Annotated in this window: 13 protein-coding genes and 2 pseudogenes; 10 read left to right on the forward strand and 5 right to left on the reverse strand. The window is 72.9% G+C overall.

Annotated features, from left to right (window positions below; genetic code table 11):
- Positions 1-85: 85 nt before the first annotated feature.
- The gene (locus tag M2163_RS42640) at positions 86-3,451 is read right to left on the reverse strand and encodes a SpoIIE family protein phosphatase (protein ID WP_280896718.1); all 3,366 of its coding nucleotides are present in this window, start codon (positions 3,449-3,451) and stop codon (positions 86-88) included.
- Positions 3,452-3,653: 202 nt separating this feature from the next.
- Here M2163_RS42640 and M2163_RS42645 point away from each other — a divergent pair, with 202 nt between their 5' ends.
- From M2163_RS42645 to M2163_RS42675, 7 genes and pseudogenes are all read left to right on the forward strand, one after another.
- Positions 3,654-4,304: a PAS domain-containing protein gene (locus M2163_RS42645; RefSeq protein WP_280896719.1), complete on the forward strand. Its 651-nt coding sequence runs from the start codon at positions 3,654-3,656 to the stop codon at positions 4,302-4,304.
- A gap of 10 nt (positions 4,305-4,314) precedes the next feature.
- A pseudogene (locus M2163_RS42650) lies at positions 4,315-4,770 on the forward strand (hypothetical protein); the annotation flags it as partial.
- Between the two features lie 437 nt (positions 4,771-5,207).
- Positions 5,208-5,261, forward strand: a pseudogene (locus M2163_RS42655) (hypothetical protein); the annotation flags it as partial.
- Positions 5,262-5,490: 229 nt separating this feature from the next.
- Positions 5,491-6,660, forward strand: coding sequence for a DSD1 family PLP-dependent enzyme (locus tag M2163_RS42660; protein WP_280897404.1), 1,170 nt, complete (start codon positions 5,491-5,493; stop codon positions 6,658-6,660).
- Positions 6,661-6,921: 261 nt separating this feature from the next.
- A complete protein-coding gene (locus M2163_RS42665) occupies positions 6,922-8,724 on the forward strand; it encodes an acyl-CoA dehydrogenase (RefSeq protein ID WP_280896720.1) in 1,803 nt (600 codons plus the stop codon).
- 94 nt (positions 8,725-8,818) lie between these two features.
- Complete coding sequence (locus M2163_RS42670) at positions 8,819-9,181, forward strand: metalloregulator ArsR/SmtB family transcription factor (protein ID WP_280897405.1); 363 nt, start codon at positions 8,819-8,821, stop codon at positions 9,179-9,181.
- Positions 9,174-9,812, forward strand: coding sequence for an SRPBCC family protein (locus M2163_RS42675; protein ID WP_280847493.1), 639 nt, complete (start codon positions 9,174-9,176; stop codon positions 9,810-9,812). Before M2163_RS42670 ends, M2163_RS42675 begins: the two co-directional genes overlap by 8 nt.
- A 15-nt stretch (positions 9,813-9,827) precedes the next feature.
- Here M2163_RS42675 and M2163_RS42680 read toward each other — a convergent pair whose 3' ends face one another.
- Positions 9,828-10,457 (reverse strand): lipoprotein, encoded by a 630-nt coding sequence (locus tag M2163_RS42680; RefSeq protein ID WP_280896721.1) that lies wholly within the window; start codon positions 10,455-10,457, stop codon positions 9,828-9,830.
- A gap of 58 nt (positions 10,458-10,515) precedes the next feature.
- Between M2163_RS42680 and M2163_RS42685 the strand changes: the two genes are divergently transcribed.
- Both M2163_RS42685 and M2163_RS42690 read left to right on the forward strand, forming a co-directional pair.
- A complete protein-coding gene (locus tag M2163_RS42685) occupies positions 10,516-11,328 on the forward strand; it encodes a maleylpyruvate isomerase family mycothiol-dependent enzyme (RefSeq protein WP_280896722.1) in 813 nt (270 codons plus the stop codon).
- 127 nt (positions 11,329-11,455) lie between these two features.
- Entirely contained in the window at positions 11,456-11,983 is a 528-nt protein-coding gene (locus M2163_RS42690) for a hypothetical protein (protein ID WP_280896723.1), read from the forward strand.
- Positions 11,984-12,115: 132 nt separating this feature from the next.
- On the opposite strand, the gene M2163_RS42695 is transcribed toward M2163_RS42690, so the two are convergent.
- Genes M2163_RS42695 through M2163_RS42705 form a run of 3 tightly spaced genes read right to left on the reverse strand, consistent with a single transcriptional unit; the run spans position 12,116 to position 15,643 of the window.
- Positions 12,116-12,679, reverse strand: a complete 564-nt coding sequence (locus M2163_RS42695) for a hemerythrin domain-containing protein (RefSeq protein WP_280896724.1) — start codon at positions 12,677-12,679, stop codon at positions 12,116-12,118.
- A gap of 52 nt (positions 12,680-12,731) precedes the next feature.
- A complete protein-coding gene (locus M2163_RS42700) occupies positions 12,732-13,181 on the reverse strand; it encodes a hypothetical protein (RefSeq protein ID WP_280896725.1) in 450 nt (149 codons plus the stop codon).
- Positions 13,178-15,643 (reverse strand): nitrate reductase, encoded by a 2,466-nt coding sequence (locus tag M2163_RS42705; RefSeq protein WP_280896726.1) that lies wholly within the window; start codon positions 15,641-15,643, stop codon positions 13,178-13,180. Before M2163_RS42705 ends, M2163_RS42700 begins: the two co-directional genes overlap by 4 nt.
- Before the next feature lie 140 nt (positions 15,644-15,783).
- Between M2163_RS42705 and M2163_RS42710 the strand changes: the two genes are divergently transcribed.
- Positions 15,784-16,974 (forward strand): amidohydrolase, encoded by a 1,191-nt coding sequence (locus tag M2163_RS42710; RefSeq protein ID WP_280896727.1) that lies wholly within the window; start codon positions 15,784-15,786, stop codon positions 16,972-16,974.
- Positions 16,975-16,999 lie beyond the last annotated feature (25 nt).

Below are 16,999 nucleotides of genomic sequence, written 5' to 3' on the forward strand. Positions count from 1 at the left end.
GTGCCCATGTCTACACTGCCGCGCCGCGGGAGGCGAGGGGCGTCACACGGTGTGACAGAACATGAACAAACCCGCCAGACTCTCCTCATGGCGACCGGGTCGGTGTCGCGCGCCGGGTGGCGAGCAGCAGCGCGATGTCGTCGGGGCGGTCCAGGGCGTGCCGCGCGGTCGCCGTGAGCCGGTCCGCCACACCCGCCAGGAACCGGCTGCCCGGGCGGGCGGCAGGGGCGCCGGCCTTGGCGAGGGCCACCCGCAGCGCGGTGATCCCCTGGTCGATGTCGCTGCCGGGCTTCTCCACCAGGCCGTCGGTGTAGAGCGCCAGGATCGCGCCGGGCTCCATCCGGAGCTCGGTCACCGGATAGCGGGCCCGCGGTGCCACGCCGAGGACCACCCCGCCGGGCAGGTCCAGGACCCGGGTGCGCCCGTCGGGGCTGCGCAGCAGGGGCGGCGGATGCCCGGCGCGGGCCGCCCTGGCCACACCGGTGGCGGGGTCCAGCCGGATGTAGCAGCAGCTGGCGAACAGGCCCGGATCGAGGTCGATGAGGAGATGGTTGGTGCTGCTCAGGACCTCGTCCGGGGGCCGGTCGCCGAGCGCGAACGCCCTGACCGCGGTGCGCAGTTGGCCCATGGTGGCGGCCGCCTGCACGCCGTGTCCCTGGACGTCCCCGATGACCAGGGCCAGCCCGTCACCGGACTCGACGACGTCGTACCAGTCGCCGCCCACCTCCATCCCCGCGGTGCCCGGCAGATAGCGCCCGGTGGTCTCCAGCAGCGGGTGCGCCGCCAGACGGCGGGGGAGCAGCGCCTGCTGGAGGCCCCGGGCGAGCACGGTCTCCGACTCGTAGCGCTGCGCCTTCTCCATGGCGTGGGCGATGAGTCCGGCCAGCGCGGTGAGCACGGTGCGCTCCTCGGTGCTGAAGCTGCGCGGCCGGTCGAAGCCGAGGATGCAGGAGCCGACGGGGCGTCCGGAGGCGATCAGCGGCAGGAAGGCACGGGCGCCCTCGGCGGCGTCCAGGGGGATGCCGGGGTAGGCGGCCGTGAGCTGCTCCATCGAGTCGAAGAACAGCGGGCGGCCGGTGGTGAGGGTCTCCACGCCGGGCAGGCGGGCGCCCAGGTCCACGCCCTCGAAGGGCGCGAGGAAGCCCTTGGGGAAGCCTGCCTCCCACTCCAGGTACAGATGCCGTTCCTGGAGCAGGTAGATCGCGAGCCGGCGGCCGCCGAACGCGGGCAGCAGCTCCCGCATCACGACCGCGGACACCTGCCGGGCGGTGGACGCCTCGGTCAGGGCGATGGCCAGCGCGATCGGCCGGTACAGCGGCGCGAGCGGGCTGACGCCCCCCTCGGACATCTCCTGCCCCGCGGGACTGTCCGGCACCCGGCTGGCGGGCCGCACGGTACAGGTCAGCCGGTCCGGCCCGGAGTGCACGGAGAGAGCGAGCCAGTCGCCTTCGTACGGCTGCGGAGAGGCGCTGGTGTCCTGGGCGGGGGCGATGTGGGGGGTGGCGGGAGGGGGTGGCCCGGGGTCGGGAGCGGGCCGGGGTGAGCCGGGGTGGTCGGCAGGGGGCGGTGGCCCGGTGTCCTGAGCGGGCGGGGGCGATCCGGTGCCGTGAGCGCGGGAAGGGGATCCGGCGTCCCGGGTGGGCAGCGGCGACTCGGAGCCCTTCGCGGTGGGTGTCGTCCCGGTGTGGTGAACGGAGTGCGGTGCCTGGGGTTCCTGTGCGGTGGGTCCCGGCCCGGGTTCTCCTGTGGTGGGTGTCGTCCCGGTGTGGTGAACGGAGTGCGGTGCCTGGGGTCCCTGTGCGGTGGGTCCCGGCCCGGGTTCTCCTGTGGTGGGTGTTGTCCCGGCGTCGTGGACGGACTGCGGTTGCCGGGCTTCCTGCGCGGTCGGTCCCGCTCCGGGTTCTCCTGTGGTCGGTTTCGTCCCGGCACCCTGAACGGACTGCGGTTGCCGGGCATCCTGCGCGGTCCATCCCGGCCCGGGTTCTCCTGCGGTGGGTGTCGTCCCGGCGTCGTGGACGGACTGCGGTTGCCGGGCTTCCTGCGCGGTTGGTCCCGGCCCGGGTTCCGCTGCCGTCGGCCTCGCCCCGGCGTCCCGCTCGGGCTCCCGCGGAGCAGGAGCCCGGCCCGGCCCGGGCTCCTCCGCGCCTGGCTCCGCCGAGGTGTCCCGCGCGGGCGAGCCAGTCTCGGGCTCAGGCACCGTCGAACCCGCCCCGGGCTTCCCCGCGGTCGGCCCCGCCCCGGGCCCCCGCACACTCGGCTCCGCCGAGGAGTCCCGCTCGGGCGGCCTCGGCTCGGGCTCCAAGAGCTCCGGCCCCCGCACGGTCGAGCCCGTCTGGGGCTCCCCTCCGGGTGGTCGTACGAGATGGAAGTGGACCGGGTCCGGGGTGAGGAGAGCCGCTCGCAGGTGGTCCTCGAAGTCGGGGCGGGCCAGCCACGGCACGGCCTCCCACAGATCGCGGCCGACGAGTTCGGCGCGGGGGCGACCCAGGAGCTGGGCGGCGCGTGGATTCGCGTAGACGACCAGACCGAGCCGGTCCACGCAGAACACCCCTTCGGGCAGCAGGTCGGCCGCCGAGTCCGCCGTGGGGGCGGGGCCAGGGGCCACGACGACGCCCCGGACCGCGGGTGCCGCGGGCGGTTCGCAGGCGTTCCACAGGTCCAGCAGGCGCAGCTCGCCGTCCTCGTCCCGCAGGTACAGGGGCAGCGCGGGAGGGCGGCCCACGGCGGTGTCCCGCAGGGTGGCCAGGATGCGGTGCGCGTCGCTGGGGGCCACGGCCTCGGCGAACGCCTCGATCGTGCCGGCGAACTCGCTGGGCGGTACGCCCAGGAGGGTGTGCAGGTCCTCGTCGAGGGTGATGTAGGTCGTCTCGGGGTCCCAGGCGAAGCGCCCGACGCGGCCCACGGACGTGGAGGCGGTCGGCGGACGCAGACACACCGGCTCGCCGTCCCAGGCGACCTGGTCCGGGTCCTCGTCCTCCAGGCCCCGCAGCGCCTCGGCCAGCTCCTGGGCAAGGCGTACGACCCGGTCGCGGCCGGACAGCACCTCGGCGGCGTCGGTGACGGCCGGACGCAGCACGGTCAGCACCCCGTAGGTCGTGGCACCGGCGACGACCGGGACGTAGAGCGAACCGAACTGGAAGGGCAGTCCGGCGGCGAACTGCGGATAGCGCCGCATCGTCTCGGTGGCGTTCGGCAGGATCACCTGGACACCGAGCCGGTAGGCGTCGGCGACCGGGAAGGGGCGGTCGGCGTGCAGGCGCCACCAAGGGCGGAACAGGGGTCCGGGCAGTCCGGCCAGGACGGCGAGCCGGAGCAGTCCGGGCGTGCGGGAGCGCAGATAGATCCCACCGGCGTGGCCGCCGGCCGCACTGATCGCCTCGGTCGAGGCGTCGATCAGCAGCGCCGCCAGCCGCCCGGCCGTCGGGTGTGCGTCCTCGACGCTCCCAGTCATCGGCCCTACCTAGTCCGTGCACCGTCCTACGGGCGACACAGCAAGAATGCGCCACAACGACACCGGCCCGCACCCGGGCGGCCCATATGTACACCTCGCCGGACGCGCTGGACAACCACCGGTCACACACTTAGGCTGCATATCCAGATCTAGACAATCAGTCTATTCGGGATTGTGGTTTCCCGTTCGGGACGGAGCTGCGGTGACGGGCGTGGTGAGCGGTGCGGACGAGCACCTCATCGGTGAGGCCGAGAAGATCGCTGTCGCGCTCGGCCGCATGTTTCCGGGCCTGTGCGAGGTCGTGCTGCACGACCTGCGGGACCCCCGGCACGCGATCCGGGCGATCGAGAACAACCTGTCGGGGCGCCGGGTGGGAGACTCCGCGACCGAGCTGGGGCTGGCCCGCATTGCCGATCCGGACTACCCGAGCATCATCCAGAACTACCCCAACCGGTTCCCCGACGGCCGCCCGGCCAAGAGCACGTCCATCGGGATCAAGAACCAGGCCGGTGAGTACGTGGCGGCCCTGTGTCTCAATCTCGACGTGTCGGTGCTGTCACCCGTGACCCTCGCCCTGTCCAACCTCGTGGCCACCGACACCGACACCGACACCGAGCGCCGCGAGGAGCCCCTGGAGACCTTGCGGGACCGCACGGCGCGGGAACTGCGGCGGACGGTGGAGGAGTTGGCCGCCGAGCGCGCCGCCACTCCGCGGTCGCTGAGCCGAGAGGACAAGAAGGCGCTCGTACGCCGGCTGCACCGGGACGGGTACTTCGACTCGCGGGACGCCGCGCAGACCATCGCGGATCTGCTGGGCGTGTCCCGGGCGACCGTCTACAACTACAGCAAGTGACAGCCCCGTCATGACCGCCGCCGACACAGCAGGTGCGAGCTCCGCCACGACCGATGTCGGTGCGGTGAGTGCGGGATCCGACACGACCGCCGCCGCATCACGTCCCGGCCCGCCACCGGTCGACGGCCCCCTGCCGCACATCACCGAGGAGCGGACCGCCGCGGTCGTCGACGAGGAACTGGCCCTGGAGGCGGCCCGCGCCGCCTTCGCCGCGGCGGTGGACGGGCCGGTCTTCCCCTCGCTCGCCGTGCACGCATCCGATCCGCGCAACCGGTTCAGTCTCAAGCCGTCCGCGTCCGCGACGCACGCCGGAGTGAAGATCGGCACGTACTGGCCGGGGAACGCCGAGCGCGGGCTGCCGCGCCACTACTCCGCCCTGCTGCTGTTCGACCAGACGGTGGGCAGGCTCGCGGCCGTCCTGGAGGTCGGCACGGCGAACGCCTGCCGCACTGCCGCCGCAAACACCCTCGCCGTCGACCTGCCGGCCCGTCCGGAGGCCGGCACCTTGGCGGTGTTCGGCACCGGACACGGCTGGCCGCGGTCAGGGGCGGGCACGCGGCGACGTTCGAGGAACCGGAACGGACGCTGGAGCTCCTCACCGGTTTCCTCCAGGACCTGCACCGGCGACCGCACCCCGCGCCCTACCCCACCGACTCCGACGGCCGGTCGCCGGGTCCGGGTTCCCGGCGGAGCGCCCCGGCTCCCCGCCGCCCCCATGAACGCTGACCACGTCACCGCCCAGGCACCCCACCAGGTGCGGGCCGTCTGCCGGGTCCGGCCCGTCGCCGAGGTCCTGGTGGTGGGCCGGACGGCCGAGCGCGCCGAGTGCATGGCGGCGGCACTGACCGCGCAGGGCCATGAAGCCCGTACCGCGGGCGCCGAGGAGCCTGTGCCCGGGCCGACGTGGTCATCACCGCCAGCAGCGCCCGCGACGACTCCCCCCTGTTCGAAGCCTCCTGGATCCGTCCCGGTACGCACTTGTCCTGCATGGGCGCCGACGCCCCCGGCAAACGGCCAGTACGCCCCCGCGGACACGGTCCTCACCCCGCTCGGAGAGGTCCTCACGGGCCGGCTGGCAGGCCGTACCGCCGACAGTGCAGGACCTGTATCCGGGCCTTGCCCTACTCGAGAAGATGGACATCTCCCTGTGACCAACCCCGTGCGCCCCGCGACCCCCGTCGGCCCCGTGGAGGCCACCGCGAGTGCCGCCGCGCGGACCCTGGCCGATCCGGACACGCCGTTCGCCGTCGTCGACGTCCACAAGGTCAGGCGGAACGTCGAGCGGCTCGCGGCCAGGGCGGAGCGGCTCGGTGTCACCCTGCGGCCCCACGTGAAGACGGCCAAGAGCCTGGACGTCGCCGCCCTCCTGCACGAGGGCGACCGGCCCTGCCCGATCACCGTGTCCACCCTGGCCGAGGCGGAGGCGTTCGCCGACGGCGGCTACACCGACATCACCTACGCCGTGGGTGTCGACCCCCACAAACTGCCGCGTGTCATCGCCCTGTTGCGCCGCGGGGTCATCCTGCGCGTGCTGCTGGACAGCGCGGAGCAGGCGGAGTTCGTGGCCGAGGCCTCCCGCCGGGCCGGACTTCCCGTCCCCGCCCAGATCGAGATCGACTGCGACGGTCACCGCGGCGGCCTCAGGCCCGAGGCACCCGGTCTCCCCGGCATCGGCCGCGTGCTGCACGAAGCGGGGTGTCTGGACGGGGTGTTGACCCACGCGGGCGAGTCGTACTTCGCCCGCACCGCCGAGGAGCAGCGCCTGGCCGCGAGGAACGAACGCGACAGCGCGGTCACCGCGGCCGAGCGGCTGCGCGCGGCGGGTCTGCCCGTCACCACCGTCAGTGTCGGCTCCACCCCCACCGCGCACGCCGCCGACGACCTCACCGGGGTCACCGAACTGCGCGCGGGCAACTACGTGTTCTTCGACCTGGTGATGGCGGGCCTCGGGGTCTGCCGCGTCGACGACCTCGCCCTGTCGGTCGTCGTGACCGTCATCGGCCACCGCCCCGAGTACGGCTGGATCCTCACCGACGGCGGCTGGATGGCCATGTCCCGCGACCGCGGCACCGCGGCCCAGGCACAGGACCAGGGGTACGGTCTGGTCGCCGACCTCGACGGCAACCTGCTCCCGGGGCTGGTCATGACCGCCGCCAGTCAGGAACACGGCACCCTCACCGCCCGCGACGGCACCCGGCTGCCCGAACTGCCCATCGGCACGCGCCTGCGCGTCCTGCCCAACCACGCCTGCGCCACGGCGGCCCAGCACCGCGGCTACCACGTCGTCGAGGGCACCGGACCGACGGCGAGTGCACCGGCCGTCCAGGCTTACTGGAGCCGCGTCAGCGGCTGGTGATCGGGTGCCGGGCCCGGGCGTCGAGGCGGCACCCCGCCCTGCCGCCCCCTCCCGCCCACGGTGACGACACGCCGAGATGTGACCCAAAGTCGACCTACGCGCAAGGGTAAAGTGCCGCGCGGGAAGGGAATCACCCTTGTGGAGATCGTGGCTTGTGGTATTACAGAGGCCGTTCAAGGGGTAACTACCACCCTGCGCGGGTCTTCAATCGTGGTGATGATCATGATGTGATCAGAGGGTGCCCCGGGCTACGTTTCGGCTGTGATCACCTCTCAACTCCCCGTAACGACACCCCCGCTGACCGAGACCGCCGCGATCCGGCACCTCCTCTTCGGTGCGCAGGACGAGATCCACGAGCCCTGGCGCCGACTGTTCAGCTCCGACGTGTTCGCCTACCACGAGGGGCTGACCCACCAGGAGCGCACGGAACTGTCCTATCAACGCCTGCGCACGGTGAACGCGGCGGTGTCGGATCCCCAGGCCCTGGCGCGGGACCCGGTCGCCCTGAGCGCCCTGCACGAGTGGGCCGGGGTGGTGGACGCCGGCATGACGACGATCGCCAGCATCCACTACAACCTGTTCCTCGGCAGCCTGCTGGAACACGACCACGAGGGGCGTGACCTCGGCCCCTATCTGCGGATGGAACGCATCGGCACCTTCCTGTGCACCGAGCAGGCGCACGGCAACGACGCGGCCCAGATGGAGACCACGGCGACCCTGGACCGGGCCACGGGCGGATTCGTGCTCACCACCCCGACCCGGGGGGCGCGCAAGTGGATGCCCAACACCTCCGTGGCCGGCGGCCCGAAGGACGCCCTGGTGGCCGCCCGTCTGGTGATCGACGGCAAGGACCAGGGCGTCTTCCTGTTCCTGACCTCGCTGACGGACACGAACGGGCGCCATCTGCCGGGCGTGGAAGTGGAGTTGCTGCCCCAGACGGCCAGCAGTCCGGTCGACCACTGCGCCACCTCCTTCCATGGCGTACGGCTGCCGCGGACGGCCATGCTCCAGGGCGAGCACGGCCGGCTGACGGACGACGGGGAACTCGTCTCGTGCCTGGGGAGTCCGCGCAAACGGTTCCTGCGCTCCATCGGCCGGGTGACCATGGGCAAGCTGTGCATGAGTGCCTACAGCCTCGGGGTGACCCGGCACGCCCTGGCCGTCGCCGTGCGCCACGCCCACCAGCGGGTCACCTCGGGCATGACCAGCGGGCAGCGGGTGCCGCTGTTCTCCCATCGCAGCCACCACACCCCGCTCGTGGAGGCGCTCGCGACGACCTACGCCGCCACCCTGCTCCAGCGCGCGGTCGTACGGCGATGGGCGCGGGCGGCGGAGGACGAACGCGAGGAGGCCGAGCGGCTGGTGGCCATCGCGAAGGGCTGGATCACCTGGCAGGCCCGGGCCGTGATGACCGAGTGCCGGGAACGCTGCGGCGCACAGGGCCTGTTGCTCGCCAACGGGATCGCGGGGCAGCTCGCGGCCAACGAGGGCACGATCACCGCGGAGGGTGACAACACCGTCATCTGGGTCAAGGCGGCCGGGGAGTTGCTGCTGGGCGGCTTCAGCCCGACACCGCCCAGCGACGTGCCCCCGGCCACCCGGAGCCTGCACGACCCGGCGCACCTGCACGATCTGATGGGCGATCTGGAGCGAATACGTCACGAGCGGGCCCGTTCCCGGCTGCGCGCTAAACGGGCCGGCTCACCCCTCGACCGCTGGAACGGCGCCTCCGGCGCGGCGCTGTCCCTGGTCGACGCCCACGTCCACCGGCTGGCCGCGCAGGAACTCCTCGCCGCGGCGGCCCGGTCCGCCGACCCGCAGGTGGCCCTGCTGCTGGAGCACCTGCACCGGCTGTTCGCCCTGCGTTACCTCTCCGCGCACAGCGGTGAACTGCTCGCGCACGAGCGGCTGACCGCGGAGCAGGTCCGTTACCTGCCGGAGGTGCTGGAGGCCACCGTCGCCGCACTGGTGCCGCACGCCCTGGCGCTCACCGACGCCTTCGCCGCGGCGGACGAGATCATGGAGCGCCATCCCATGCTGCGGTCCGAGGTGGTGCCGGCGTGACGGTCGCCCTCCCTTCCTGAGGCAGGGGCCGCGGAGAACTCCGCGGCCCCTCGTCTTGTTTAAGGCTTGGCTTATATAAGCGGTGAGTGTCATAGTGGGTCACGTGCACGCGTTCGACGTACTCGGGGATCCGGTCAGACGCCGGATATTGGAACTGCTCGCCGCAGGGGAGCAGGCGTCGGGCGAGGTCAGTGCCGTGATCCGGGACGAGTTCGGGATCTCCCAGCCGGCCGTGTCGCAGCATCTGAAAGTGCTGCGGGAGAGCGGCTTCGCCTCCGTGCGCGCCGACGGCACCCGGCGGCTGTACGCCGTCGAGACCGCCCCGCTCAGGGAGGTGGACACCTGGCTGGAGCGCTTCCGCGGTTTCTGGGACCAACGGCTCGACGCGCTCGGTACGGAGCTCGCGCGGGGAAAGCGCGAGCGCAGGCTGCAAGGAGAGGTGAGCGAGCATGAGTGAGATCGCCGACGCGATCAACCGTACGCACCGGAGGGTCGGCACCCGGCAGGTCGAGGCCGGTCAGGCCCGGACGGTCCTGCTGCGCCGTGCGTACGACGCCGAGATCGCCGACGTGTGGGACGCGGTGACCTCGCCGGAGCGGATCGCACGCTGGTTCCTGCCGGTGAGCGGTGAGCTCAAGGTGGGCGGCCGCTACCAGCTGGAGGGCAACGCCGGCGGCGAGATCCTCGAGTGCGTGGAACCCGAGCGGCTGCGGGTGAGCTGGCTGTACGGCCCCGACCCGGGCTTCAGCGAGGTCGAGGTGCGTCTCACGCCCGAGGAAGGCGAGCGCACGGTCCTCGAACTCGAGCACGTGGCCGTCGTACCGGACGACTTCTGGGACCAGTTCGGGCCCGGTGCCGTCGGAGTCGGCTGGGACCTGGGCCTGTACGGACTCGCCCTGCACCTCGCGGGCGGCGGTCTCAGCAAGGAGGAGGCCGCGACCTGGCACACCACGCCCGAGGGCAGCGCGTTCATCACCGGCTCGGGCGAGGGATGGGGCGAGGCGTACGCCGTCTCCGGGGCGGACCGGGAGACGGCGACGAGGACGGCGGCCGCGACGATCGCGTTCTACACGGGCGCGGAGGCCTGACGCCGGGGCTTCGGCTCAGGTCGTGTGGAGGGTGCGCCGCGCGAGCTCGTAGCCGGGGAGCATCTTCTCGTGCTCGTCGGTGTCGAGCCCGCCGAGGTGCACCACCACCGGCCCGTCCGCGGTGGTGACGGCGAAGGCGCTCTCCTTCTTCGTCTCCTCCAGGAGCTCACTGGCGTACAGGTACTCGACCTCCACGCCGGAGAGACCGCCGGATGTGAAGGCGCCGTACTTCTCGCCGCTCACCCCGTCCTCGGCCGCGACGAAGGCCTCCAGCACGGTCCGGGCGTCGGCGTCACCGGCCTTCCCGGCCCAGACCCGCAGGAAGCCGATGCTGCCCGCCGGCTTCGCGTCGATCTCGCACGCCAGGGTGACGGGCCCCTGGCTCAGCGGCGCCTCCACGGCCTCGGCCCTCCAGCTCTTCGCCGTGTCGAAGGCGACGGGCAGCTCGCACGCCGAGCCCGCGGCGCCGATCGTGCCGCCGCGGACCGCGGCCGAGTCGACCGCACCCGACGTCTCCGCCGTCGCCGACGAGCCCGCGGACGCCTTGGAGTCGTCCCCCGCGGCCTCCGAACAGCCCGTCAGCACACCCGCAAGCAACGCCGCATGGGCCATCCGCAGCCATGTGTTCCCCGCCCTGACCGGCATGGCCCTGTCTCCCTCTGTTCGGTGGTGGTACCGGAGGAAGTCAGGTTAGGTGGCAGGGATGAGGCATCGTGCAGCGGAGGGGGAAGCGTTGTTGACCTTCGAGGAGTACTGCGACGCGATCGTCGCCCAGACCGACCTGCTCGCCCGACACGTCAAGGGGGCCGATTCGACCGCTATGGTGCCGACCTGCCCCGGCTGGAACCTCGGCCGGCTGCTGCGGCACGTGGGCGGTGACCACCGGTGGGCCGAGGACATCGTCCGGACCCGCGCCACCGCACCGGTCGACGACGGCATGGTCAACGACCCCGCCGCCTACGCCCACCTCGACGACACCGCGCTCGGCGACTGGCTCGTCGACGGCGCCACGAAGCTGGCCGGCACCCTGCGCGCGGCCGGGCCCGACGTTCCGGTGTGGACCCCGGCCGACGAGCAACTCGTCCGGCAGACCGCCATGTTCTGGGCCCGGCGCATGACGTACGAAACTCTCCTGCACCGGGCCGACGCGGCACTCGTGACCGGCGCGGACTTCACGGTCGGGGAGGCCCTCGCGGTGGACGCCGTCGAGGAGTGGCTGGAGTTCTCCACCGTTCCCGAGGCGTACGAGCCCCTGCCGGGCGTACCGGAGCTGCTCGGACCGGGACGGGCCCTCGGCTTCGACGCGGGGACTGCGGGGCGGTGGCTGCTCGACCTCGGCGCGGAGCGGCCGGTGTGGCGGCGCGGGACCGGCGCGGCCGCCGTGAACGTGCGCGGGCCGGTGACGGACCTGCTCCTGTTCCTCTACGCACGCCCGGCGCCGGGTGTCGGGACACGTGGGGACTCGGAGCTGCTGGAGCTGTGGCTGAAGCGCACCCGGTTCTGGCTGGAGGCGTAGGGAGCGCAGCTGCCGGTGTGGCCGAGGCCACGTGCCGGGTGAGGCCGGAGCCATGTCGTCCTCACCGGGGCGCGGGCTACCGTTTCGCGCAGTCCCCTCTCCCACCAGCACCTCGGACGGCCCGGCAGTGCAAGCAGATCTCTCCCCGGTCATCGCGGCGACCGCCCACTGGCTGACGCGCGCCTACCCGCCCGCGGGCGGTGCTCTGGCCGCCGCGCTGTGCGAGGTACAGGCGCGGCAGGCCGTGACGGTCGCCGCGTGGCTGCGCTATCCGACGGCGATGGACGCGGCGCTCGTCGGCGTGGCGGGACCGGGCGGCTCCGCCCGCCTCGACTGGGTCACCGGCGCGGACGCCGACACCGACCGGCACGCCGAGGAGCATGCCTGGCGCACCTGGGTGGACGAGGTCGTGGCCAGCTGGGCCGCCTGTCTGCTCAGCGACCCGGAGCTGGCCGAACGAGCGGTGGCCGACATCGCGCAGGGCGAGCACACGACGGGCTCACCGGCCGCGTTCCGCCGTCTGCTCGCCCCGGACTCCGCGGACCGGGCCGCCGCCGCGCTGCTCCGCCACCCGGACCTGCTCGCGGACGTGGCCGGTCTGCACCGCGGCGGGCTGCTGGACCGGCTGGGGCCGGACGAGGCGCTGGCGGCCTGAGGACGGGCGGCGGGCACCCGGGGCCGTCCCCGCGCGGTGCCGACGCCGCCCGGTCGAGCTGCCGGCCGGGCCCCGTCGTCGTCGCTGTCCGACGCCGACCGTGCCCGCGACGCCCGACCGGCTCCCCGGACCTCAGTCCTCCTTGCCGCGGCCCGAGAGCGCGTCCCGGAGCCGGTCGACCAGACCGGTCCCCGGCGCGAGGAGCTTGTTGGCCGGAGGAGTGTCGGGGGCCGACGGGTGCGGTCGGGTGGGCGCCATCTTCTTGGCACGGCGCACCTTCTCGCCCAGTTCGTTCAGCTCCTTCTCCGAGCACGCGACACGCAGCTGCGGGAAGAGGGTCTCCTCCTCCTCGGCGATGTGCGAGCGGACCTCGGCCATCAGCTCGCCGACGAGCCGGTCGAACTCCGGATCGTCCGCCCCGCAGCGCTCCAGGTCCTTCATGAGCTGCTCGGCCTTGGAGTGGTCCTCGATCTCCCGGTCGGCCATGGTGTTCCCGTTGACCAGGTGCTCCCGCACCGCCGGGTAGAGGTACTCCTCCTCCGCCACCGAGTGCCGGATCAGCTCCATGGTGACCTGGTCGGCGTACACCTTCCGGTTCTTCTCGCCGGGTGCCAGCGCCTCGATCTTCCCGAACAGTTCCTCGACCTCGTGGTGATCGGTCACCAGCTCGTCGATGACGTTTCCTCCGTGTCCCATGTTCCTTCACCTCCGCCGCCCGGGTGCCCTGCCCCACACGCTCTATGCCTGGTCACAGGCTTGCCAGGACCTGTGGGGACAGTTGTTTGATCAACGTGTCGGTCCAGCGCATCTGGCGCAGCGTCTGCGGGTGGCAGGCGGACGCCAGCTCCAGCAGGCGTTCGTCCCGGGTCGCCTGGGCGGCCTGAGCGAGCATCTCCCAGTGCAGCGAGTTCTCCGTCGCGGCCAGGTGCAGGGCACGCAGGTCGTACAGGAGCAGCAGCCCCTCGGGGGCCTCGCCGGCGAGGGGTTCGGGCCTGTCGTCGTCGAGGCGCAGGCCGTCGGCCGCCGCGAACTCGGCCAGCCGCCCGGCGTGCTCGCGCGACCACGCGGCGAGGTCGGTGGCGACGTGGTGGACCTCGTGTTCCCCGGCATGCCGTTCGGACACGGCCACCAGGTCCCGTGCCAGGCGCCGCTCCCCGTGATGCAGGGCGCGCAGGGTGTGGGCGATGCCGTCCTTCATGACGTGCCTCCCGGGCCGCTGTCCTGTGTCGCGTACGCCTGCCGCCCGCCGGCCGTGGCCGGCACGGAGCCGGGGGCCGACGGGGCCGAGGCCGTGGTGGTCGGGGCGGGCGCGTACCGTCCGTCCGCGTGGGCGACGAGGGTGAGCGCGGCGGCCGCGGTCTTGAACAGGGGCTGCTTGGAGGCGGGGTCCCAGTCGGTGATCGTCGTCTCGTTCGCGGCGCGTCCGGGACCGCCGCGGTCCGGGCCGTCGCCCTCCTTGGTGTCCCAGTAGCCGTAGTGGAAGGGCACGAAGAGCAGGCCCGGGCGGATGTCCGTCACCCGCAGCCGCGCCTCCAGGGCGCCGCGCGGGGTGGCCACCCGGACGAGGTCGCCCTCGCCCAGTCCCAGGCGGGCCGCATCCGCCGCGCAGGCCTCCACCCACACCTCGGGCGCGGCCTCGTCGAGCTGTGCCACCCGGCCGGTCTTGGTCCGGGTGTGGAAGTGGTAGAGCGTCCGGCCCGTCGAGAGCTGGAACGGGTACCGCTCGTCGGGCATCTCGTGCGGCTCGACGTACGCGGCCGCTTTGAGCACGGCCTTGCCGTCCGGGTTGAGCGAGCGGTACTCCACCGGGTCCACGGCGGCCCCGGTCTCCAGGTCCTTGCCGTAGCTCTCGCAGTCGTCGGGGTGGGCCCAGGTGATGCCGTCCGTGTAGAGCCGCTCGGTGCCCCGCGGGTTCGCCTCGGTGCAGGGCCACTGGATGCCACCGGCGCCGCGCAGGCGGTCGTAGGTCATGCCGGTGTAGTCGCAGGGGCGGCCCGCGCTGCACCGCTTCCAGGCCTCGAACGCCTCCTCGGGCTCCCGCCAGCCGATCAGCGGGCCGCCGTCCTTGTCGCGGAAGTCCATGCGGCGCGCGAAGTCGAGGAAGATGTCCAGGTCGGGCCTGGCCTCGCCGGGCGGCTCGACCGCCTTGTCGCACAGGTGTACCGTCCGGTCGGCGTTCGTGATCGTGCCGGTCTTCTCGCCCCAGGTGGCGGCGGGCAGGACGACGTCGGCGAGCCGTGCGGTCTCCGTCAGGAACAGGTCCTGTACGACGGTGAAGAGCCGTTCCTGCGCCAGCAGGGCGCGGATGCGGGCCAGTTCGGGCAGGGAGACGGCCGGGTTGGTGCCGCTGATCCAGAGCATCCCGATCGAGCCTTGCTCGGCGTAGCGGAACATCTGCATCGCGTGCGTGGGCGGCGCGAAGTGCGGGATCGTGGACGGCTCCACGTTCCACACCCTCGCCAGATCGGCCACATGGGCGTCGTTCTGCCAGTTGCGGAAGCCGGGCAGATCGCCGTCGGCACCGCACTCGCGCGTGTTCTCCGCACTGGGCTGGCCGTTCATCTGGAGCACTCCCGCGCCCGGGCGGCCCAGCATGCCGCGGATCAGATGCAGGTTGTTGACCTGAACGGCCGCGGCGGTGGCCTGGTGTGCCTGGTAGAAGCCCTGGAGGACCGTGGACAGCAGGGCGTCCGCCGTGCCGACGAGTTCGGCCGCCTCACTGATCCGGGCGGCCGGCACGTCACAGATGTCCGCGGCCCACTCGGGCGTGCAGGACGCGACCCGCTCGGAGAGCTCCTCGAAACCCACCGTGTGCGCCTCGACGAAGTCGTGGTCGACGCGGTCGTGCCGGATCGTCTCGTGCAGCAGGGCGTCCATCAGCGCCACGTTGGTGCCGACGCGCGGCGCCAGGTGCACGGTCGCGTGCCGGGCCACCTGGGTCGGGCGGGGGTCCACGCACAGCAACCGCGGCGGATCGCCGCCGGCCAGCCGGTCGAGGACGCGTGTCCACTGCACGGTCTGCGTCTCGGCCATGTTGTGGCCGAACAGTGCGATCACGTCGGCGTGGTCGAGATCGTCGAAGCTGCCCGGCTGGCCGTCGCAGCCGAAGGACTCCTTCAGGGCTTCGGCGGCGGTCGCGGTGCACAGACGGGTGTTGCCGTCGAGATGGTTGGTGCCGATGCCCGCCCGGGCGAGCACGGCGAGGGTGTAGTACTCCTCCAGGAACAGCTGTCCGCTGGTGTAGAAGCCGACCGAGCCGGGGCCGCGCTCGGCGAGCAGTTCCCGGGTGCGGGCGGTCACCAGCTCCATCGCGGTGTCCCAGTCCGTCTCCACGAGGTGTCCGTCGCGCCGTACGAGCGGCCTGGTCAACCGGTCGGGGGAGGCGTTCGCCTGCCAGCCGAACAGGTCCTTGGGCCCGAGCCTGCCGCGGCTGACGCGGTCCGCCGCACGCCCCCGTACGCCCGCCATACGGCCGTCGACGACGGCGATGTCCATGGCGTCACCACCGGAGTGCAGCAGCGAGGCCGCCGCCACCCACTTCTGCACCGCGCCGGGCTCCACGCCCTCGGCGAGGTGTGCGTCCACCCTGGAGGGCCAGTCCCCGTGGCGCCGGTACGGCGTCCGGTCGCCCCATGGCTCCGCAATCCGGTCCGCCTTCATGAAGGCCTCCCTGCGAACTCCTGTTGTCCGCTCCTGAGTACCCGTGGCCCGTGACCGGTAACGGCGACCAGGGTGTAAGGCGGCCCGCTGGAAGGAACCCGCACCAGGACACAGGCGTACGACGTTCCTGGGAGGCCGATGTGACCGACGCCGTGGACGAGGTGCTCGCGCGAGTGCGCGGAGAGGTGGCCGCACGGGCGGATCGGCTGTGGGACATGGCGCGGATGCTGCACTCCGACCCGGAGTACGCCTTCGAGGAGCACCGGGCGGCCGCACTGCTGTGCGGCGAACTCGAGTGGGCGGGATTCACGGTGCAGCGGGATGTCGCCGGACTTTCCACCGCCTTCACCGCCCGCTCCGGCACCAGGGCCCGCCCCGCGGTGGCCCTGCTGCTGGAGTACGACGCGCTGCCCGGTCTCGGCCACGCCTGCGGCCACAACCTGATCGCCGGGGCGGGCCTGGGCGCGGCGCTGGCCGCCCGTGCCGTCCTCGACCGGGACGCGGGCACCGTGTGGGCCATCGGCACACCCGCGGAGGAGGGCGGCGGGGGCAAGGTCGCCGAGACCGAGGCGGGATTGTTCGACGACGTCGACGCGGCGCTGATGTTCCACCCCGGGGTGCACAACTGGCAGTGGGCGCCGCTGACCGCGCAGGCCCAGTACCGGGTCGGGTTCCGCGGACGCGCCGCCCACCCGACCGGGAACCCCACCGAGGGCATCGACGCGCTCGCCGCGCTCGTCCAGCTGTTCAACACGCTGGCCGTGATCGGGCGCAGGCTGCCCGAGGGCTCGCACGTGCAGGGCATCGTCACGGACGGCGGCAAGGCGACCAACATCGTCCCCGAGTACGCGGAGGGCCTCTTCGGGCTGCGCGCGGTGACGACGGCCGCCCTGGAGGACCTGGCCGGGGAACTGCTGACCTGCGCCCAGGGGGTGGCGCGGGCTACGGGCACGACCGTCACGGTGGAACGGGCCACGCCCCGATACGAGCACTTCCGGGACAGCGCGGTGCTGTCGGACCGGTTCGCCCGGCACCTGGCGGGGACCGGCATCGCGATGACACCCCCCGCGCCGGGCGTCTACCTGGGCTCCTCCGACGTCGGCAACGTCAGCGGACGGGTGCCCGCCATCCACCCCTTCGTGGCGATCATGGAGGAGGACGGCTCGGACCACACGCCCGAGTTCGCCGTCGCGGCCGGCTCCGAGCGTGGCCGCCAGGTGATGCTCGCGGCGGCGGAGGCGCTCGCCCGCACGGCCGTGGAGGTGCTGTTGCGCCCGGAGCTGCGGGACCAGGCGTGGGAGGACCACGACCGGGCGTCCGTCCGCGGCTGAGGGGGCGCTCAGCCGCGGACGGGGC

Origin of the sequence: Streptomyces sp. SAI-135, from assembly GCF_029893805.1 — a bacterium.
Taxonomy (GTDB): Bacteria; Actinomycetota; Actinomycetes; order Streptomycetales; family Streptomycetaceae; genus Streptomyces.